Genomic DNA, 18,983 nt, shown 5'->3' on the forward strand with positions numbered 1-18,983 from the left:
TAAAATAAGATCAGGAAACTCCTAAAGGTTGTATTTTACTGAAGGAGAGAAAAGTAAAATAAGAGGTATATGCATATATGAATAAGCGAACAGCGTTAATACTTGGTGCAAGTGGTTTAGTTGGACAAGAGATAACGCGTCTATTACTTGAATCAGATTACTATGATTCGGTTACTATTTTTGTAAGAGATCCAATGCAATGGCAACATGAAAAGTTACAGCAGAAACAAGTTGATTTTTCGGTATTAGAGGAATATAAAGAGTTCTTTGCTGTGGATGATGTTTTTAGTTGCTTAGGAACAACAATAAAAAAAGCAAAAACAAAAGCAAATTTTAAAAAAGTAGATTATGAATATACGTTACGAGCTGCTTGTTTAGCTGAAAAACAAGGGGTACAAAATTTCCTTGTTGTGTCTTCTATGGGAGCGAATCCTAAATCATTTTTCTTTTATTCACAAGTGAAAGGAAGAATGGAAGAAGAATTGCAAAAGTTAGTGATCGGTGGTATTCACATTTTTAGACCATCATTATTAGTAGGAAATCGACAAGAATTTCGTTTCGGCGAACGAATGGCTGAAAAGTTATCTCGTATTATTCCTTTTATCTTTAAAGGGGCTTTCAAAAAGTATAAACCAATTTCAGCTAAAGATGTGGCGAAAGGGATGTATATAACCGCGCTGCGCGAAGAATCGGGTATCCATACTTATAATTCAAATGAAATTCCAACGATAGAATAAATAAAACCGAGAAGAATGACTTCTCGGTTTTATTTATTCGTATGAATTTTTCCTGGTGCTCGCTTATATTGGTGAGGTTCTTGCAATTCAAAGCCAAGTTCATTGGCTGCTATTCTCGGGAAGTACGGGTTGCGAAGTAACTCACGTCCGATGAAAATTAAATCTGCTTCGTTATCATTTAAAATTTGCTCTGCTTGAGATCCAGTCGTAATCAATCCAACTGCACCAGTTGCAATGTTAGCATGCTCTTTAATATGTTTAGCATATTGTACTTGATACCCAGGATAAACATCGATGCGTGCAGGGACAACAGCCCCAGAGCTACAATCAATTAAATCTACTCCTTGTTCTTTCATCCATTTTGTATACTGAACATAATCTTGAACTGTTAACCCGTCAGGATGATAATCATTTGCTGAAATACGAACGAATATTGGTCCGTCCCAAACTTTATTTACAGAGTCGATGATTTCGCGTAAGAAGCGATAGCGGTTTTCAGGTGAGCCGCCGTATTCATCCGTTCGTTTATTAGTAAGTGGTGATAGGAATTCATTGATAAGGTAACCGTGAGCGCCATGTAGTTCGATAACATCAAATCCGGCTTGTTTTGAACGTAACGCGGCCCTCTGAAAAGCTAATATAGTCTCTTTGATTTGCTGTATATTCATTTCTACTGGTATTTTCATCGTATCATTAAAAGGAATTGCAGAAGGAGCGAAAGCATTCGTATCTAATTCAGCTTTTCTTCCGGCGTGAGCGAGTTGAATGGCAGCTTTTGCACCGTTATCATGTATAAAAGTAGTCGTTTTATGTAAGCCTTCAATTAGGTTGTCATCCCAAATGCCTAAGTCTTTATTTGAAATTCGACCTTCAGGTAACACGGCTGTTGCTTCAATCATAACTAAACCAACTTGACCGGCAGCTCTTGTTCCATAATGAATGAGATGGAAATTCGTTACTTGGCCATCCCCGTTTTCCGATGAATACATGCACATAGGTGACATAACAATCCGGTTTTTTAATGTAACGTCCTTAATTGTATAAGGTGAAAAAAGTTCGGAATTCATCCAATAGCCTCCTAGATTGAATTTTCTTACATTGTATCATTCTCTTTTTTGTTTCTCTAATAAAACGCTTATACGAAAAATTTTGTATATTCGTGTTACAATGACTAATATGAACTGAATTGGAGGATGGCATATGTACCAGGCTTATTATGAAAGCGAAGTAGGTTTGCTTGAAATTACAGCGAATCAAGAAGGAATTACGTCTGTTATATTTGTTGATGAACGACAAGAAGAAAATAAAAATGAAATGATAGAACAATGTATAAATGAGTTAGATGAATATTTTAAAGGGAAAAGAAAAGAGTTTACGGTCCCGCTGTCTGCGGAGGGAACAGCATTTCAAAAAAATGTATGGGATGCACTTTATACTATTCCATACGGCGTAAGTGCTTCATATTTAGATATTGCAGAGAAAGTTGGAAATACAAAAGCTGTACGGGCAATAGGAGGGGCAAATAGTCGGAATCCAATTTCAATAATTGTTCCATGTCACCGTGTAATAGGAAAGAGTGGAAAGCTTGTTGGATATGCTGGTGGTTTATGGAGGAAAGAGTGGTTATTAAAACACGAAGGTATTTTGAAATGACGTATGTATGGGAAGAGGGATTGTTTTGAAATGTATAAATTGTGGGCAATCTTGCGAGGAGGAACAGTTAAATTGTGCAAGTTGTCAGCGAAACTTGGATAATGAACAAGAGGAAGGTAGCTCGTTAATAGATAAAGAACTAGAAGTATATGTAGGGAGACAATATCCGTATTACAAAAGGAAATGGGAACTTGAGAATAAGCGGATTGCTAGGTGGAGTTGGAATGGTTGGGCTGCTATTTTCAATATAGGCTGGCTAGGATATCGTAAGTATTATGTACCAGCTGCTTTATTTATGTTGTTATTAGTAGCGTGTGATGCATTTTCGTATTATATGGGATTTAATGTAGCGTTGCCAATCATTAATATGGTACCTCTTACGTTTTTATTACTCATTTTTATTCTGTTTGGAATGGGGATTTTTGCAAATGGATTATACTATCAATTTGCGGAAAGACGTATATACCGAATAAAAGCAAGAGAAATAAAAGATAAATCAGTTGAAAACTATCTAATCAATGATAGCGGCGGAACGAGCAAAATGGGAGCGACAATTGTTACTATTTTAGCAGTTGCTAGCATATTTTTTAGTCATTTCTTTTTTCCGACTGATCGAGACGTTATTCAAAAGGTTCGTACAAGCTCGCTTTATGAATATCCTTTCTTTTCAATAGGTGAATCTTTCGAAAATTATTTTCAAAATTCAGGTTGGATATATTATCGTGGAACGGAAGGGTTAGAATTAGTAGAATTCCAAGGATATAACACCGGAACGCCAAGACAAAAGGTGAAGATTCAATTTGTTGTCGATTATAAATTAGGTGAAGTGGAACCATACTCACTTATGGTTAATGGTGAATCTAAAACTGAAGAAGAGTTTTTGAAGCTGATGGAAGAAATATTTAAAGTTCAAAATCCATTTGATATAGAGGATGGATTACAAGTAAATGCTATTCAAGGAAGCGGCTGGAAAGAAATTTCCGATCGCTTTTTTCTATGTTTGTTAAAATAAATATTTAAAATAATCAGAATCTTTTGTATAATAAAATATATTATATAGGATTTAACTTATACATATAGATTGGGGGAAGGAAGAATGAAGAGAAAGACAACAACAATTGCTGCACTTGCGTTAACGACGAGTGTATTGGTTGCAGGATGTGGGAATGGTGAGAAGGCTTCGACAACGAAGAAAGAATCGAATAAGGGAATGGCCGATAAACAAGTTTTAAATTTGCTAGAAACAGCTGAAATTCCTTCAATGGATACATCTAAATCAACGGATTCTGTATCTTTCCGTGTATTTGTAAATGCAATGGAAGGTTTATATCGTCTAGATAAAGATAATAAACCAACACCAGGTATGGCAAAAGATGTGAAGATTAGTGAAGATAAAAAGACATATACATTTGAATTACGTGATGCGAAATGGTCAAATGGTGATCCAGTTCGAGCACAAGATTTTGTATATGCATGGCAACGTACATTAGATAAAGCAATAGCGGCAGAATATGCATTCATTTTATTTGATGTGAAAAATGCACAGAAAGTAAATAAAGGTGAATTACCAGCAGATCAATTGGGTGTTAAAGCGAAGGATGATAAAACGTTGGTAGTAGAATTAGAGCAACCAGCACCTTATTTTCTTGAGCTTACGTCGTTCCCTACATTTTTCCCATTAAATGAAAAATATGTGAAAGAGCAAGGAGATAAATACGGATTAGAAGCAGATAAATTAGTATATAATGGACCATTTACAATGAGTCAATGGAAACATGAACAAAATTATCAGTTAAAGAAAAATCCTAATTATTGGGATAAAGATACTGTAAAGTTAGACGAAATTAATGTAAGTATTGTGAAGGAAACAAGCACGGGAGTAAATTTATATGATAGTGATCAAGCAGATCGAGTTATTTTAACTTCTGAATTTGTTGATAAATATAAAAAGAATAAACCAGATGAATTTAAAACGAAGTTAGATCCACGCATATATTTCTTACGTTTTAACCAAAAAAATGCAACATTTAAAAACCAAAAAGTACGTGAAGCGATTGATTTAGCATACGATAAAAAAGGAATTGCTGATGTCATTTTAAATGACGGTTCATTGCCAGCATATTTCTTAGTACCTGAAAAATTCACGACAGGTCCGGATGGAAAAGATTTCCGCTCTGTAAATAAAAACTTCCGTGATAGTAAAGATAACGCAGAGAAAGCAAAAAAATTATGGGAAGAAGCGAAGAAAGAGCTTGGTCAAGATACAATTACGGTTGAATTACTAAACGATGATAACGGTAGCCGTAAAAAAGTAGGCGACTTTATTAAGGAAGAACTAGAGAAAAACTTGCCTGGTATTAAAGTGAATTTGAAACAGCAACCATACAAGCAGAAGCTAGATTTAGAAAAGAAATTCCAATATGAATTCTCATTATCTGCATGGAGCCCTGATTATCCGGATCCAATGACTTATATTGATATGTTTGTTACTGGAAGCTCATTTAATGAAATGGATTATTCTAATCCGAAGTATGATGATTTAGTAGCGAAATCAAAAGGAGAGCTATTAAAAGATGATAAAGCACGCTGGAATGCACTTGCGGAAGCTGAAAAAATCTTAATTGGTCAAGACGCAGCAATTTCTCCTACGTACCAACAAAGTACAGCTTATTTAGAGAAGCCATTTGTAAAAGGCATTGCTAACCATACGTTTGGCGGGGACTTCAGTTATAAATGGGCATATATTACAAAAAAATAGTATAATAAAAGATGAGTGAATTTTCGCTCATCTTTTATTTGTATAAGGAGGAATTATAGTTGTTAAGGGGAATCAATCACATTTGTTTTTCGGTATCTAATTTAGAAAACTCTATTATGTTTTATGAAAAAGTATTAGAAGGAGAATTACTAGTTAAAGGAAGAAAATTAGCTTATTTTAACATATGTGGAGTATGGATAGCGCTTAATGAAGAGACGCATATTCCGAGAAATGAGATTCATCAATCTTATACGCACATTGCATTTTCTGTTGAACAAGAAGACTTTAAATGTCTAATACAGCGATTAGAAGAAAATGATGTTCATATTTTACAAGGAAGAGAACGTGATGTAAGAGATTGCGAATCTATATACTTTGTTGATCCTGACGGTCATAAATTTGAGTTTCACTCAGGGACACTGCAAGACCGTTTAAATTATTATAGAGATGAGAAACCTCATATGACATTTTATTAGGGAGGGATAGCATTTGCATGCACTTGTAATTGGTGGAACAGGAATGCTAAAGAAAGTTTCTATGTGGCTTTGTGAGAAAGGATTTTATGTTTCTATTATCGGGCGAGATGAAGTGAAATTAGAAAATGTTAAGCGAATGAGTTCTGCACCAGAAAATATTACATGCCTTTCGTTAGATTATCATAATGATGAAGATGTAAAGCTAGCTATTAAAAGTACAATTAAGAAAAATGGCCCGATCACATTAGTTGTTGCATGGGTACACACAAGTGCAAAGCATGCACTATCAAATATTTGTAAAGAACTAGATTTGTCGTCTAAAACATATAGTTTATTTCATATTTTAGGTAGTAAAGCATCACGTATGCCTGCACAAAAAATAGGGAGTACGCGATGTATTTATCATAGAATTATTTTAGGTTTTATTTTAGAAGATACATATGGAAGATGGCTTACTCATGAAGAGATAGCTGATGGAGTTATAAAAGGGATTGAAAGTAAACGAGCGGAGTGGATTGTAGGGAGAGTTGAACCGTGGGAATTACGACCAACATGGTGAGGGGGAGTAAGAAATGAAAACAACTATATATGTAACAAGGCATGGTGAAACAGAGTGGAATGTAGCGAAGCGAATGCAGGGACGGAAAAATTCTGCTTTAACTGAAAATGGTATAGTTCAGGCGAAACAATTAGGGAATCGAATGAAAGATTTACCAATCCATGCGATCTATAGTAGTCCGAGCGAAAGAACACTTCATACGGCAGAGTTAATAAAGGGGGAACGTGATATACCTATTATAGCGGATGAGCATTTCTATGAAATCAACATGGGTATATGGGAAGGACAAACAATCGCGGATATAGAAAAGCAATTTCCAGAAGAAGTACATCTGTTTTGGAATGAGCCACATCTTTTTCAGTCAACATCAGGCGAAAATTTTGAGGCCGTTTATGAAAGAGTAATTGAAGGGATGCAGCTTCTTTTAGAGAAGCATAAGGGACAAAGCATATTGATTGTTTCTCATGCGGCAGCAGCAAAATTACTTGTAGGGCATTTCGCGGGAATTGAAATAGAAAATGTGTGGGATGATCCATTTATGCATAGTGCTAGTTTGAGCATAATAGAATTTGAAGAGGGTATTGGTAAAGTGAAACAATTTGCAGATATAAGTCACTTTCAATAAATGTAAAAAAGGCCGCAAAACGGCCTTTTTTTGGTGGTATAAAAACTAGCAGTTACGTTTTTTATACCAGAAGTGATCAAATTTCTTATTTTTGCAAGATGGGAATTTATGTCCGCCTTTGCAATCATTCCATTTGTGCCCATCATCGTGACAGTCTTTACCACGATCACATGAATCATCGCAAGAGCCGCCGTGTCCGTGAGGGAAGAATTCGCATTTTTTACAGTAACATCGTTTAGTCCAGTAAAATTTCTTTTCAAAACGTACACATTTTGTAACGAAAGTACAATGTTTTCTACGCGTACGTTTTGTAACTAAAACGCATTCTTTTCTACGTGTTACTTTCGTAACGAACGTCCATTTTTGAACGCGTACACGAGTACATTTCGTAACAAATGTCCACTTTTTAACGTGAGTACATTTTGTAACAAATGTACAATGTTTCACACGAGTACATCTTGTTCTTGGGCATTTACAATCGTCGCTACACTCAATTTTTGAAGAGCAATCGTCATCACATTCGAATGTGCTTGGATCTTGGTGTAAGAAATCCTCCATCCCAGCACTTTTGATTTCTTCAACAGCTTTTCTAATATCACGTTTCATAGAAATCCTCCTTATCATGTATTAAGTTGAAAAGGTATTCTTTTTCCTTAACATGATATGAGAGATGACGTCTTTCTGAACAGGACAAGAGTGTAATTTTCTATAAATAGATGATAGCGGATGTATGGACAAGACAAGGCGCATACATTGAATGAAGAGAACTGAGAAGGGATGAGAAAATATGTTACCTTCATATGATTTTTTTGTTCATCCAATGTACTTAGTGGAATTGAAAAAAGACATTTGGTCAGATAGTCCAGTGCCAGCAAAATTAACTTATGGAAAAAAGAAATATGACATTGATATCGTATACCGAGGAGCTCATATTCGTGAGTTTGAGAAAAAATCTTATCATGTTATGTTTTATAAACCAAAAAAATTTCAAGGTGCGAAAGAGTTTCATTTGAATTCTGAGTTTATGGATCCGTCTCTCATACGAAATAAACTATCGCTAGACTTTTTTCATAACATTGGTGTACTTTCGCCAAAATCACAACATGTATTTATAAAAATTAATGGTCAAATTCAAGGTGTGTATTTACAGTTAGAATCAGTTGATGAAAACTTTTTGAAAAATAGAGGATTACCGAGTGGTTCTATTTATTATGCGATAGATGATGATGCGAATTTTTCATTAATGAGTGAACGAGATAAAGATGTTAAGACGGAGCTCTTTGCGGGTTATGAATTTAAATATTCGAATGAAAATAGTGAAGAACAACTGAGTGAATTTGTATTTCAAGCGAATACTTTGACGAGGGAAGCCTATGAAAAAGAGATTGGGAAGTTTCTACATGTAGATAAATATTTACGATGGTTAGCAGGAGTTATTTTTACGCAAAACTTTGATGGTTTTGTCCATAACTATGCACTATATCATAACGATGAAACAAATTTATTTGAAGTTATACCGTGGGATTATGATGCGACTTGGGGGCGAGATGTACAAGGGAGACCGCTTAATCATGAATATATCCGCATTCAAGGGTATAACACGCTAAGTGCAAGATTGTTAGACATACCTGTGTTTAGAAAGCAGTATCGAAGTATTTTAGAAGAAATATTAGAAGACCAATTTACAGTTTCGTTTATGAGGCCGAAAGTAGAAGGATTGTGTGAATTGATTCGTCCATATTTACTACAAGATCCATATATGAAAGAAAAATTAGAAACATTTGATCAAGAGGCTGATATGATTTATGAATATATAAATAAAAGAAGAAAGTATATACAAGACCACTTATATGAATTGGATTAATTTTGAAAGAGATTGAAACGTTATCAATCTCTTTTTTTTGTATAATAAAGATGTATCAATAAAAGTGAAGTAATATATTTGAAAGAGAATGGGGATGCGGATATATGACGATTAAATGGATTGATTGGGTAAAACAAATACAATCTATAACCCAAGCAGGTTTAACGTATTCTAAGGATGTGTACGATATAGAACGCTTCCAACAATTACGAGACATTTCGATTTCGATGATGTCACATTACACAAAAACTGATTGGGAAGTTGTAGAGAAATTATTTGCAAGTGAGACAGGCTATCAAACACCTAAAGTTGATATAAGAGCAGTTGTTTTTCAAAATGAAAAGTTATTATTTGTGAAAGAAAAAAGCGATGGGAAATGGGCATTGCCAGGTGGATGGGCTGATGTCGGTTATACGCCAACCGAAGTTGCAGCAAAAGAGGTTGTCGAAGAGACGGGTTATGAGGTAGATCATTTTAAGTTACTAGCTATATTTGATAAAGAAAAACATCAACCATCTCCATCGGCGACGCATGTATATAAGATTTTCATTGGATGCGAGATTATTGGTGGAGAAAAGAAAACTAGCATTGAAACAGAAGAGGTGGAGTTTTTTGGTGAAAATGAATTGCCTAATTTATCAATTGCTAGAAATACAGAAGACCAAATTAAAGAGATGTTTGCCTACATGAAAGACCCGCAGAAAGAGAAATTAATAGATTAATCCTGCTTGAATTGTACATATTGTTAAAATGAAGATATTGGCAGATTGCAGCCTTTATGTAATAATGGGATGGTATGTGAAGAAAAAAGGAGATAAAAAAGAACATGTTAGCAAACATAATAGATCAGTTATTGCAATTTTTTGCAAGCTTAGGTTACTTTGGAGTAGCTCTTGCTTTAATGATTGAAGTAATCCCAAGTGAAATTGTACTTTCGTATGCTGGCTTTTTAGTAGCGGATGGTAAAATTAGTTTTGTGGGTGCAGTTATCGCCGGAACGATTGGTGGTACTTTAGCCCAAATCTTTTTATACTGGCTTGGATACTACGGAGGGCGTCCGGTTGTAGAGAAATATGGGAAATATCTGCTTATTAATAAACACCATTTAGACATAGCGGAAGGTTGGTTTAAGCGTTATGGAGCTGGCGTAATATTTTCTGCGCGCTTTATCCCAGTAGTACGTCATGCAATCTCTATTCCAGCAGGACTAGCTAAGATGCCATTAAAACTATTTACGCTTTATACGGTTGTAGCGATCATTCCATGGTCAATTCTATTTATATACTTAGGTGAAAAACTTGGTGGGAATTGGCGACAAATTAAAGAGTATGCATCTGATTACACACATTACATAATTATAGGAGCTGTTCTTTTTATTGCTCTATACTTCGGTTTAAAATATTTGAAAAAGAAAAAAACAACACGCTAAAGTCAATGATAATTCATTGGCTTTTTTTATTTGTTTCGGTTCTAAAAAAAAAGAGTTGTCCATAATGTATAATAATAAAGCGTAGCGGAGGAATGTGATGAAAGGGTCACCGTTTATACGTGGAACGATATTTTTAACGATGGCAACGATGATATCAAAAATGTTAGGGTTTATATATGTTATACCATTTACAGCAATGGTCGGTACGAGTGGGTACGTTTTATATACGTATGCATATCGCCCCTATACAATTATGCTCAGCATTGCGACAATGGGATTACCACTTGCAGTTTCAAAAATGGTATCAAAATATGATCAACTGAATGATTATCATACGGTTAAGAGAGTGTTGAAAAGTGGAATCGTGTTTATGTTTATAATGGGAGTCATTTCGTGTTTTACGTTATATATGCTAGCTCCGCATTTAGCTAAGCTTGTCATCGATGGAAATGATCAAACGGGGAATAGTGTAGGAGCGGTTACTACTAATATTCGAATTGTAAGTTTTGCGTTAATACTTGTGCCAGTAATGAGTTTATTAAGGGGCTTCTTTCAAGGATTCCAATCGATGGGGCCTTCTGCATTAAGTGTAGTTGTAGAGCAATTTTTTCGGGTTTTAACCATTTTAATAGGAAGCTTTGTCGTTTTATATGTTTTAAAAGCGTCTGTTTCATTAGCGGTTGGTATTTCAACGTTCGGTGCATTTATGGGAGCTGTAGGTGGATTAACTGTTTTAAGTGCATATTATATAAGAAGGAGAAGGCACTTAAAGAAAAAAGAGATGGCAAGTATACCACAAACAACAAAATCCTTTTTCTCATTGTATAAGGAGCTCTTTACATATTCTATTCCTTTTGTTGTGGTGGGCTTAGCAATTCCGTTGTATCAGACTATTGATACATTTACAATTAATAAACTACTTATACAAATAGGGTATATGCAAGGAGAAGCGGAAAAAATTAATGCGATAATTGGTCTTGTTCAAATGGTTGTGCTCATCCCGGTATCCGTTGCGACAGCTTTTAGTATGTCTCTCGTACCAGAGATGACGAAAGCTTACACAGCAGGAAATACGAAGCTATTGTACAAACATTTTACGAGAACAAATGTATTAGTAGTAGCGATTACGGTGCCGGCTGCAATTGGAATGATTGTGTTAGCCAAGCCTGTATATACTCTTTTATTCGGTGCTGGAAATGATCCAGAGATGGGGAGAATCATTTTACAGTATTATGCTCCTGCTTGCATACTATTTTCTCTTTTTACAGTAACGGCTGCTATGCTACAAGGAATCAATCAACAGCAGAAGACGGTGCTAGGACTAGTGATTGGAATTATTGTGAAAATAGTTTTAAATATTGTATTGCTTCCGTATTTCGATTATGTAAGTTTTATTATTTCAACATACGCGGGCTATACGATTTCAGTTGGGTTTAACTTGTGGATGCTTTCTAAATATGTTATAAAGGCAACATAAGCTTTTAAGGCAGAGAGCACTCTGTCTTTTTCTATGTTTATAATATTTTTCTTATAAAAACGTTTTCAAAATAATTTTTCTATTGAAATTTAAACGTATGTTTCATATGCTGAGAATGGCGGTTTAAAAACTGTGATTTAAGAGAGGTAGATTCCTACATGTAAAAAGAATCGGGGTGATAGTATGTTAAATATATATTTAACAGACCGAAACGGAAAACTACAAGAGATTGAGGAAATGCAAAAGGGGTGCTGGATTAATGTACTTCATCCAACAGAAGAAGAAATTCAATATCTAGTACAAACTTTAAATGTAGACTTAGATTTCATTAAAGACCCTTTGGATGATGAAGAACGCTCTCGTATTGAAAAGGAAGACAATAATACTTTAATTATCGTGGATATTCCGACAGTTAGACATGACGAAGAAGGAAATTCGATTTATGACACGATTCCAATAGGTATGATTGTGATGCCAGATTGCTTTGTAACAATTTGTTTAGAAGAAAACCCAATTTTTGAACGTTTTATTAATCAACGTATTAAAGAATTTTATACGTTTAAGAAGACGCGCTTTGCACTTCAGCTCTTATATACGATTTCTACTTATTATTTAAGATACTTAAAGCAAATAAATCGAAAAACAATTGATTTAGAGCATCAATTAAATCAGTCAATGAAAAATAAAGAGATTTTCACATTATTAGGCCTTGAGAAAAGTTTAGTATACTTTACAACGTCATTAAAGGCTAATAAAATTGTGATTCAAAAGTTAATGCGTAATAGTACATTTTTAAAAATGTATGAAGACGATCAAGATTTATTAGAAGATGTATTAATTGAAAATAAACAGGCTATTGAAATGGCGGAAATATATAGTCACATTTTAAGTGGAATGATGAATACTTTTAGCTCCGTTATATCAAATAATTTAAATAGTGTTATGAAACTGTTAACGTCAATTACGATCATTTTATCTTTACCGACGATGGTTTCTAGTTTCTTTGGGATGAACGTAAAGGTTCCGTTTGAAGGGGAAGCCCACGGTTTTGTAATTGTACTCATCATATGTGTAACACTATCTTTCACGTTAGCTTTTGTTTTTTGGAAGAAACGTTACTTTTAACGATAAAAAAGCTGCTCTAGCATAGTTATATAACTACGCTAGAGCAGCTTTTTTGCTATGAAATCTCAAATTTTGAATAGAATATAACTTGTACAATGTAATGTATATAAAGGGTATGTATTCCATATAAACCTTGTCCAATTAATGAAATGGGGTTAAAATTACATATTGTTAATGAAAAGTTGGAGGAAATACATCATGGAATTGTTTCAATTACCGAAAGCATTCCTGCAAATGAATACAATTTTTATCTCCATATTGATCGAAGCACTTCCTTTCGTGCTCATTGGTGTATTTATTTCAGGATTCATTCAAATGTTCGTGACAGAAGATATGGTAGCAAAATGGATGCCGAAAAACCGATTTCTGTCTGTTTTAGTAGCTACTTTTTTAGGGATGTTGTTTCCAGGTTGTGAATGTGGAATTGTTCCGATTGTAAGACGATTAATCGGAAAAGGGGTTCCGCCATATGCGGGGATTGCATTTATGTTAACTGGACCAATTATTAATCCAGTTGTTTTATTTGCAACATACGTTGCCTTTGGAAGTAGTATGCACATGGTATGGTATCGTTCTATTGTAGCGATTATCGTAGCAATTATCGTTGGAATTATATTATCATTTATGTTTAGAGAACATCAATTAAGAGATGATCACTTCCCAGAAGTGAATCATAAGCGTCCATTACGTAAAAAAATGTGGGATGTATGTACGCATGCTGTTGAGGAATTTTTCTCGATGGGAAAATATTTAGTATTAGGTGCGTTAATTGCAGCTGCAGTTCAAACGTTCGTACAAACTTCAACACTTCTTGCTATAGGACAAGGGCCGTTCTCTTCACCAGCTGTTATGATGGGACTTGCTTACATATTATCACTTTGTTCAGAAGCGGATGCGTTTATTGCTTCATCATTCCAAAGTACATTTTCAACAGCATCACTTGTCGCGTTCCTTGTTTACGGACCGATGGTGGATATTAAAAATATGTTTATGATGCTTGCGACATTTAAAACGAAATTTGTAATTGTCGTTACAGTTACAGTTACACTTGTTGTTTATGCAAGCTCACTACTCATTTATGCGATGGGGTGGTAGGTTATGTTTCGAGCGTATATATTATTAGGTTTTACAATATTAATTGCGCAGCTTCATATTTCGGGTAACATTACGAAGTATATCAATATGAAGTATGCTTATTTATCAACAACAGCAGCAATTATTTTAGGTTTCTTAACGATTGTACAAATTATCGTCGTTTTCCAAAAAGAGCACCAAAAGGAAAAAGAGAAAAATGATTGCAGTTGTGACCATAGCCATTGCGGGCATGATCATTCAAAAGATGAGAATACATGGTGGAAAAAAGCATTTTCGTACTCATTGTTTTGTTTTCCAATTATCTCAGGCTTATTTTTCCCGATTGCAACGTTAGATTCAGATATTGTTAAGGCGAAAGGATTTCATTTTCCTGTTGCACAAGCAGAAAGTAAGGATCCATTTATGACAAGACAATTTCTAAGACCTGATACGAGCATTTATTACGGGAAAGAAGGATACCGCGGTGTAATGGAAAAAGGGAAGAAAGAGTTTGTTACGAAAGACAATATTAATTTGAAAGATGAAGACTTCCTAAAGGGTATGGAAACAATTTATAATTATCCTGGCGAGTTTACTGGGAAAAAATTATCTTTTAAAGGGTTTGTTTTTAGAGATGATTCTTCTAAAAAAGAACAATACTTCTTATTCCGTTTCGGTATTATACATTGTGTAGCAGATTCTGGTGTGTATGGTATGTTAGTGAAAAAACCAGAAGGTGTAGAATGGAAAAATGATGATTGGATTCAAATAGAGGGAGAAATTTCTACTGAATTTTATCAGCCGTTTCATGCGAATATTCCTGTATTAGAAGTAACGAAATGGAATAAAGTTGAACAGCCGAAAGAACAATATGTATTTAGAGGGGCCGATTGATAAGATCGGTTCTTTTTTGTGGACTAAAAGTTCTGAATGTTGTTAATATTAAACGTGTAGTTCATTTCGTATAGTGATTATTGAAATATTAGGGATAAATCATTAAAGGGGTGATAACAATGACAGAAGTAAAGGGGAAAACAGCCAATGAGTCAAGGGTGTTCAAAACGAGCCGAGTATTCCCAACAGATTTAAATGATCATAACACGCTATTTGGTGGGAAGATATTAGCGGAGATGGATATGGTTGCTTCTATTTCAGCATCCAGACATTCGAGAAAGGAATGTGTCACAGCATCTATGGACTGGGTCGATTTCTTACATCCTGTTCGTTCTTCAGATTGTGTTAGTTATGAATCTTTCGTAATTTGGACGGGAAGAACTTCAATGGAAGTGTTTGTGAAGGTAGTGGCTGAAGATTTAATCTCAGGTGAGAAGCGTATAGCGGCAACGTCATTCGTTACTTTTGTGGCACTTAGTAAGGAAAATAATCCAGTTCCTGTACCGCGTGTTATCCCTGAAACAGAAGAAGAGAAAGAATTACATCGTATTGCTGTGTTACGTGCAGAACAGCGTCATATACGTAAGGCAGAGAGTAAGAAAGTAGCCACATTGTTAACCTTTTGAGATGAATATTTAGCCATTTAATTTACTATAGTAGGCGGAAATGGTTTTAAAATGAAAAGCGGACACCTAAAAATAGGTGTCCGCTTTTATAGTTTTTTCATCCACATATCATATGACAGTAGCAACTTAGCAGAAGCAAGCAGCACCGACGATGATTAAGAGGATAAATAATACGACTAGTAGCGCAAATCCATTACCATGTGCGAAGCCCATTGTTATTTCCTCCTTTTATTTTAAGATACAACATACAATATGCAAATGAGCTATTGTTTGATATGGACATATATCATGCAATGACATATTTTCTTGAATGATAATGTAATAAAAAAGGGAAGATATAGAAATAACAGTAAGTGGAGAAAGGAATTTATCCATGAAGCACTTTTTCGCTATAATTCTTTGTTTAATAGGTGTATTCATTTGGATGAACATCGATGTGGAAATGGGGAAGGAAATGGCTAGTGAATATGAATTAGGACAAGTTCGATTAGGTGAATTTCAACTATATACGAACGGTGAAGAGTTATATAGAAAATTATTTGACGATATAAACGATGCAGAAAAGTATATATATATCCATTTTTATATTGTAGGAAAAGATGAAATAAGCCAAGAGTTTTTACAGTTATTAGAGAAAAAAGCATCTAGCGGAGTAGAAGTGAAATTGTCAGTCGATCGGATAGGCGGATATAAGTTGAAGAAAAAGGTAATTAGCCGATTAAAGGAAAACGGTGTGAAGTTTACATTTAGTAAAAAACTGAAACTGAAAAATGTGTTCTATTCTTTGCATCAACGGAATCATAGACGCATTGTTACCATAGATGGAAAGATATCATACGTCGGTGGCTTTAATATCGGAAAGGAGTACCTTGGACAAGATCCGAAGTTTGGGCCATGGCGTGATTATCACGTGCGCATCCATGGTGATGGTGCAGCGGATATGGAAAGAAAGTTCGCCGAAGATTGGAAAGAAGATACAGGAGAAAAAATGCCTATACATGAAAGTATACCTACATTAGGGAATGTGAAATATCAATATTTATTTTCAAATGGAAAAGGCTTATGGGAAAAGTATGGGGCACTCTTAAAAAAGGCTAAAAAGTCTTTAATTATCGCTACACCATATTTTGTACCAAGTAAAGAAATGGTGAAAGAGTTAAAAGCTGCATTAAATCGTGGTGTTAATGTAAAAATTCTCGTGCCATTTAAAAGTGATGCCATATTGTTAAAACAAGCTGCCTATCCATATTTGAAAGATATGTTACATGCTGGAGCGGAGATTTATCAATATCGAAATGGATTCTTTCATGGGAAAGTAACAATCATTGATGGAGAAATTGTTGATATTGGGACAGCGAATTTTGATAATAGAAGTTTTTATTTAAATTGCGAGTCTAACTGTATCATATATGATAAAACAGTTGTTGATGAAGTATGGAGTCGATTACAGGTAGACTTTCATAAATCAAAACGATTTTCTGAAGAAGATTTTGAGAAAATTAGTGGATGGGATTGGTTTTTAGCAAGAATAGCGAATGTTTTAGCATCATATTTATAGCATATGGACAAAAGAGAAGGGAGGCGCTTTAATGGACTGTATGAAAGAATTAATGAGATATAGTTATATGTTAATATACAAGGTTGGAGAGTATGCTGGAAAGGTCAGAGACGAAGAATTAAAAAATCTATTACAGCACCATTTACCATATATGTTACAAGCATATAATGAACAAGTAAATTTTCAAGAAGGAGAGAATGTGCAGCATATAACCTGTGAAACAACGGAGTTTGATTTGCATGAAATGGAAAAGGAGACAGTTAGTAAATATACAGGGGATATTCATATTGCAACCTGTTATATTGCGCACTTGAAACGATTAGCTTTAAAGTTTGCTCAAGTTGCAGTGGAAGTTGCTAATCCGGAGTTTCGCTCATTTTTGGAAAATTGTTTCTTGAAAATGAACCGTTACGCTTATAGTGTGTGGCAATATGTTATGAAGAAGGAATATAAGATTACACATCTATATGAAAATGAAAAGTTTGCATGAGAAACTAAGGCGGAATGGTATGCGCCTTAGTTTTTTTACGTCCATTGAGAGGGAAAAACTAGTTTTATTGTGTATCAATTGGAAATGAAATATATAAATTTAAATTAGATTTTGTTATCAGAAAATTTACAAAAATTTACCGTATATTTACTGTTTTTCAATCTCTTCTTTAAAAATAGAGAGTAATATGAGGTTGTACATATTCTATCACAAGGGGGAAGCGCAAATGAATAAATGGGTTAAATCATTAACTGCTATGGCACTTGCAAGTTCTTTATTAATGGTAGGTTGTAGTAATGGTGAGGACAAGAAGAAAGAAGACGAAACAACAACACAACAAGAGGACAAAAAGGATAAAGAAACAAGCGGAACTGAGAAGTCTACGGATTCTAAAGAAAAGAAATAATGTAATAATAGAGCTTCCTCTTTTATATGAGGAAGCTTTTTTGTTGTAAATTGATTGAGATTATTGAAAAATAGAAAGAGAATGAAAGAGGGGGAAAACAAATGAAAGTATGTATATTGGGAGCAACAGGACGAGTAGGTTCAAATATAATTAATTTAGCATTAAAGGATTCAGCTGAAGTGACTGCATTAGCGCGTGATTTAAATAGAATAGAAATACAACATGAAAGGTTACGAGTGATAGAAGGTAATGTATTGAACGAAGAGGATATAAAGAAAGCGATAGAAGGAAGTGATATAGTAATTAGTGCACTTGGAACGGATCAAAATAGAACATTAGCGAAGAGTATGCCACAAATTATAAAGCAAATGGAAGAAGCAGGGGTTCATAAAATTATTACAGTAGGAACAGCCGGTATTTTACAAGCAAGAACAAATCCAAATTTATATCGTTTCCAATCAACGGAATCCAAAAGGAAAACGACAACAGCAGCAGAAGATCACTTGGCTGCATATAAGGTACTAAGTAATAGTAATAATTTATGTTGGACAGTTGTTTGTCCGACACATTTAATAGATGGTGAGGCGACAGAGGTATATCGAACTGAAAAAGATATATTGCCAGAAGGTGGATCAAAAATTACAGTGGGTGATACGGCACACTTTGCATGGGATCTATGTAAGAAAAACATATATGAAAATAGCCGAGTAGGTATTGCATATTAAAAAACCATCCCGAAGTCGGGATGGTTAAAAGATGATATAACATACGAAGATGATAATCATAATGATTTGGAGAATTGCTTTCGCTACTGTACTGCTTAAAAAACCAACTACAGTAGCGACTCCAACTAGAAAGGCATCTTTTGGCGCTTTTTTATGCACTAGTTCTGTTATAAATACTGATAAGAACGGTATGATAATAAGTCCGAATGGTGGGAAGAAAAACGATCCAACAATGATAGAAATCATTCCGACACGTTCGCCCCATTTAGAACTACCGTATTTTTTTAAGAAATATCCATTTGCAATAAAATCAGCAACGAAAATGAAAAGAGTGAAAATGACTTGAATAATCCAAAAAGAAGTTGTTAATTCTCCTCCATTTATACCGAAATGGTAAATCAAATATCCAGCCCAGACAGCTAGTATGCCAGGGATAATGGGATAAATAAAGGCGAGAAATGAAACAATGAAACAGGCAATGATACAAATTGTTAATAAAACAGTCAC

Annotated in this window: 23 protein-coding genes; 19 read left to right on the forward strand and 4 right to left on the reverse strand. The window is 34.6% G+C overall.

Going from position 1 to position 18,983, the window contains the following annotated elements; genetic code table 11:
* Positions 1-77 precede the first annotated feature (77 nt).
* Positions 78-737 carry an oxidoreductase gene (locus AC0ONG_RS08475; protein ID WP_001042731.1) on the forward strand — a complete coding sequence of 220 codons (660 nt, stop codon included), beginning with the start codon at positions 78-80 and terminating at the stop codon, positions 735-737.
* 29 nt (positions 738-766) lie between these two features.
* Here AC0ONG_RS08475 and namA read toward each other — a convergent pair whose 3' ends face one another.
* Positions 767-1,804, reverse strand: a complete 1,038-nt coding sequence (gene namA, locus AC0ONG_RS08480; RefSeq protein ID WP_016077831.1) for an NADPH dehydrogenase NamA — start codon at positions 1,802-1,804, stop codon at positions 767-769.
* A 133-nt stretch (positions 1,805-1,937) separates the two neighbouring features.
* Here namA and AC0ONG_RS08485 point away from each other — a divergent pair, with 133 nt between their 5' ends.
* The 6 genes from AC0ONG_RS08485 to AC0ONG_RS08510 all read left to right on the forward strand — a co-directional run bounded on the left by AC0ONG_RS08485 (position 1,938) and on the right by AC0ONG_RS08510 (position 6,808).
* Positions 1,938-2,390 (forward strand): methylated-DNA--[protein]-cysteine S-methyltransferase, encoded by a 453-nt coding sequence (locus AC0ONG_RS08485; RefSeq protein ID WP_000283913.1) that lies wholly within the window; start codon positions 1,938-1,940, stop codon positions 2,388-2,390.
* A gap of 7 nt (positions 2,391-2,397) precedes the next feature.
* Complete coding sequence (locus tag AC0ONG_RS08490; RefSeq protein WP_080117667.1) at positions 2,398-3,402, forward strand: DUF2628 domain-containing protein; 1,005 nt, start codon at positions 2,398-2,400, stop codon at positions 3,400-3,402.
* An 84-nt stretch (positions 3,403-3,486) separates the two neighbouring features.
* A complete protein-coding gene (locus AC0ONG_RS08495; protein ID WP_000824273.1) occupies positions 3,487-5,148 on the forward strand; it encodes a peptide ABC transporter substrate-binding protein in 1,662 nt (553 codons plus the stop codon).
* A 59-nt stretch (positions 5,149-5,207) separates the two neighbouring features.
* Entirely contained in the window at positions 5,208-5,624 is a 417-nt protein-coding gene (fosB, locus tag AC0ONG_RS08500) for a FosBx1 family fosfomycin resistance bacillithiol transferase (protein WP_000943769.1), read from the forward strand.
* 13 nt (positions 5,625-5,637) lie between these two features.
* Positions 5,638-6,183, forward strand: coding sequence for a short-chain dehydrogenase (locus tag AC0ONG_RS08505; RefSeq protein WP_000543118.1), 546 nt, complete (start codon positions 5,638-5,640; stop codon positions 6,181-6,183).
* A gap of 13 nt (positions 6,184-6,196) precedes the next feature.
* A complete protein-coding gene (locus AC0ONG_RS08510; protein WP_000858828.1) occupies positions 6,197-6,808 on the forward strand; it encodes a phosphoserine phosphatase 1 in 612 nt (203 codons plus the stop codon).
* A gap of 45 nt (positions 6,809-6,853) precedes the next feature.
* Here the strand turns inward: AC0ONG_RS08510 and exsB are convergent, their stop codons facing one another.
* A complete protein-coding gene (exsB, locus tag AC0ONG_RS08515) occupies positions 6,854-7,414 on the reverse strand; it encodes an exosporium protein ExsB (RefSeq protein ID WP_000817481.1) in 561 nt (186 codons plus the stop codon).
* Between the two features lie 181 nt (positions 7,415-7,595).
* Here exsB and cotH point away from each other — a divergent pair, with 181 nt between their 5' ends.
* The 8 genes from cotH to AC0ONG_RS08555 all read left to right on the forward strand — a co-directional run bounded on the left by cotH (position 7,596) and on the right by AC0ONG_RS08555 (position 15,297).
* Positions 7,596-8,672: a spore coat protein CotH gene (gene cotH / locus AC0ONG_RS08520; protein ID WP_000938005.1), complete on the forward strand. Its 1,077-nt coding sequence runs from the start codon at positions 7,596-7,598 to the stop codon at positions 8,670-8,672.
* Positions 8,673-8,776: 104 nt separating this feature from the next.
* Positions 8,777-9,394 (forward strand): NUDIX hydrolase N-terminal domain-containing protein, encoded by a 618-nt coding sequence (locus AC0ONG_RS08525; protein ID WP_000153595.1) that lies wholly within the window; start codon positions 8,777-8,779, stop codon positions 9,392-9,394.
* A 104-nt stretch (positions 9,395-9,498) separates the two neighbouring features.
* Positions 9,499-10,101 (forward strand): undecaprenyl phosphate transporter UptA, encoded by a 603-nt coding sequence (gene uptA, locus AC0ONG_RS08530; protein ID WP_000880690.1) that lies wholly within the window; start codon positions 9,499-9,501, stop codon positions 10,099-10,101.
* 97 nt (positions 10,102-10,198) lie between these two features.
* Complete coding sequence (locus tag AC0ONG_RS08535) at positions 10,199-11,578, forward strand: putative polysaccharide biosynthesis protein (RefSeq protein WP_000678844.1); 1,380 nt, start codon at positions 10,199-10,201, stop codon at positions 11,576-11,578.
* 183 nt (positions 11,579-11,761) lie between these two features.
* On the forward strand, positions 11,762-12,703 hold the full coding sequence (locus AC0ONG_RS08540) for a magnesium transporter CorA family protein (RefSeq protein ID WP_000932389.1): 942 nt from the start codon (positions 11,762-11,764) through the stop codon (positions 12,701-12,703).
* 198 nt (positions 12,704-12,901) lie between these two features.
* Positions 12,902-13,798: a permease gene (locus tag AC0ONG_RS08545; protein WP_000418726.1), complete on the forward strand. Its 897-nt coding sequence runs from the start codon at positions 12,902-12,904 to the stop codon at positions 13,796-13,798.
* A gap of 3 nt (positions 13,799-13,801) precedes the next feature.
* Positions 13,802-14,671, forward strand: a complete 870-nt coding sequence (locus AC0ONG_RS08550) for a TIGR03943 family putative permease subunit (RefSeq protein WP_000488058.1) — start codon at positions 13,802-13,804, stop codon at positions 14,669-14,671.
* Positions 14,672-14,790: 119 nt separating this feature from the next.
* Positions 14,791-15,297, forward strand: a complete 507-nt coding sequence (locus AC0ONG_RS08555) for an acyl-CoA thioesterase (RefSeq protein WP_000141164.1) — start codon at positions 14,791-14,793, stop codon at positions 15,295-15,297.
* A 126-nt stretch (positions 15,298-15,423) separates the two neighbouring features.
* Here AC0ONG_RS08555 and AC0ONG_RS08560 read toward each other — a convergent pair whose 3' ends face one another.
* Positions 15,424-15,510 carry a YjcZ family sporulation protein gene (locus AC0ONG_RS08560; RefSeq protein WP_000505094.1) on the reverse strand — a complete coding sequence of 29 codons (87 nt, stop codon included), beginning with the start codon at positions 15,508-15,510 and terminating at the stop codon, positions 15,424-15,426.
* A 160-nt stretch (positions 15,511-15,670) separates the two neighbouring features.
* Between AC0ONG_RS08560 and cls the strand changes: the two genes are divergently transcribed.
* The 4 genes from cls (at position 15,671) to AC0ONG_RS08580 (ending at position 18,476) form a co-directional block, all read left to right on the forward strand.
* Positions 15,671-16,855 (forward strand): cardiolipin synthase, encoded by a 1,185-nt coding sequence (gene cls / locus AC0ONG_RS08565; protein WP_002083284.1) that lies wholly within the window; start codon positions 15,671-15,673, stop codon positions 16,853-16,855.
* Positions 16,856-16,886: 31 nt separating this feature from the next.
* A complete protein-coding gene (locus AC0ONG_RS08570; protein ID WP_000340541.1) occupies positions 16,887-17,345 on the forward strand; it encodes a spore coat protein in 459 nt (152 codons plus the stop codon).
* A gap of 226 nt (positions 17,346-17,571) precedes the next feature.
* The gene (locus AC0ONG_RS08575) at positions 17,572-17,751 is read left to right on the forward strand and encodes a hypothetical protein (RefSeq protein ID WP_001045969.1); all 180 of its coding nucleotides are present in this window, start codon (positions 17,572-17,574) and stop codon (positions 17,749-17,751) included.
* 101 nt (positions 17,752-17,852) lie between these two features.
* Positions 17,853-18,476, forward strand: a complete 624-nt coding sequence (locus AC0ONG_RS08580; RefSeq protein WP_000861641.1) for an NAD(P)-dependent oxidoreductase — start codon at positions 17,853-17,855, stop codon at positions 18,474-18,476.
* Positions 18,477-18,500: 24 nt separating this feature from the next.
* Here the strand turns inward: AC0ONG_RS08580 and AC0ONG_RS08585 are convergent, their stop codons facing one another.
* On the reverse strand, positions 18,501-18,983 hold the full coding sequence (locus AC0ONG_RS08585) for a DUF456 domain-containing protein (RefSeq protein ID WP_000217335.1): 483 nt from the start codon (positions 18,981-18,983) through the stop codon (positions 18,501-18,503).

It is taken from the genome of Bacillus sp. TCT6, from assembly GCF_056033845.1.

Coding starts and splice junctions, on each gene's coding strand:
- AC0ONG_RS08475 (WP_001042731.1), top strand. CDS start 78: ATGAATAAGCGAACAGCGTTAATACTTGGTGCAAGTGGTTTAGTTGGA.
- namA (WP_016077831.1), bottom strand. CDS start 1,804: ATGAATTCCGAACTTTTTTCACCTTATACAATTAAGGACGTTACATTA.
- AC0ONG_RS08485 (WP_000283913.1), top strand. CDS start 1,938: ATGTACCAGGCTTATTATGAAAGCGAAGTAGGTTTGCTTGAAATTACA.
- AC0ONG_RS08490 (WP_080117667.1), top strand. CDS start 2,398: ATGGGAAGAGGGATTGTTTTGAAATGTATAAATTGTGGGCAATCTTGC.
- AC0ONG_RS08495 (WP_000824273.1), top strand. CDS start 3,487: ATGAAGAGAAAGACAACAACAATTGCTGCACTTGCGTTAACGACGAGT.
- AC0ONG_RS08510 (WP_000858828.1), top strand. CDS start 6,197: ATGAAAACAACTATATATGTAACAAGGCATGGTGAAACAGAGTGGAAT.
- exsB (WP_000817481.1), bottom strand. CDS start 7,414: ATGAAACGTGATATTAGAAAAGCTGTTGAAGAAATCAAAAGTGCTGGG.
- cotH (WP_000938005.1), top strand. CDS start 7,596: ATGTTACCTTCATATGATTTTTTTGTTCATCCAATGTACTTAGTGGAA.
- AC0ONG_RS08525 (WP_000153595.1), top strand. CDS start 8,777: ATGACGATTAAATGGATTGATTGGGTAAAACAAATACAATCTATAACC.
- uptA (WP_000880690.1), top strand. CDS start 9,499: ATGTTAGCAAACATAATAGATCAGTTATTGCAATTTTTTGCAAGCTTA.
- AC0ONG_RS08535 (WP_000678844.1), top strand. CDS start 10,199: ATGAAAGGGTCACCGTTTATACGTGGAACGATATTTTTAACGATGGCA.
- AC0ONG_RS08540 (WP_000932389.1), top strand. CDS start 11,762: ATGTTAAATATATATTTAACAGACCGAAACGGAAAACTACAAGAGATT.
- AC0ONG_RS08545 (WP_000418726.1), top strand. CDS start 12,902: ATGGAATTGTTTCAATTACCGAAAGCATTCCTGCAAATGAATACAATT.
- AC0ONG_RS08550 (WP_000488058.1), top strand. CDS start 13,802: ATGTTTCGAGCGTATATATTATTAGGTTTTACAATATTAATTGCGCAG.
- AC0ONG_RS08555 (WP_000141164.1), top strand. CDS start 14,791: ATGACAGAAGTAAAGGGGAAAACAGCCAATGAGTCAAGGGTGTTCAAA.
- AC0ONG_RS08560 (WP_000505094.1), bottom strand. CDS start 15,510: ATGGGCTTCGCACATGGTAATGGATTTGCGCTACTAGTCGTATTATTT.
- cls (WP_002083284.1), top strand. CDS start 15,671: ATGAAGCACTTTTTCGCTATAATTCTTTGTTTAATAGGTGTATTCATT.
- AC0ONG_RS08570 (WP_000340541.1), top strand. CDS start 16,887: ATGGACTGTATGAAAGAATTAATGAGATATAGTTATATGTTAATATAC.
- AC0ONG_RS08575 (WP_001045969.1), top strand. CDS start 17,572: ATGAATAAATGGGTTAAATCATTAACTGCTATGGCACTTGCAAGTTCT.
- AC0ONG_RS08580 (WP_000861641.1), top strand. CDS start 17,853: ATGAAAGTATGTATATTGGGAGCAACAGGACGAGTAGGTTCAAATATA.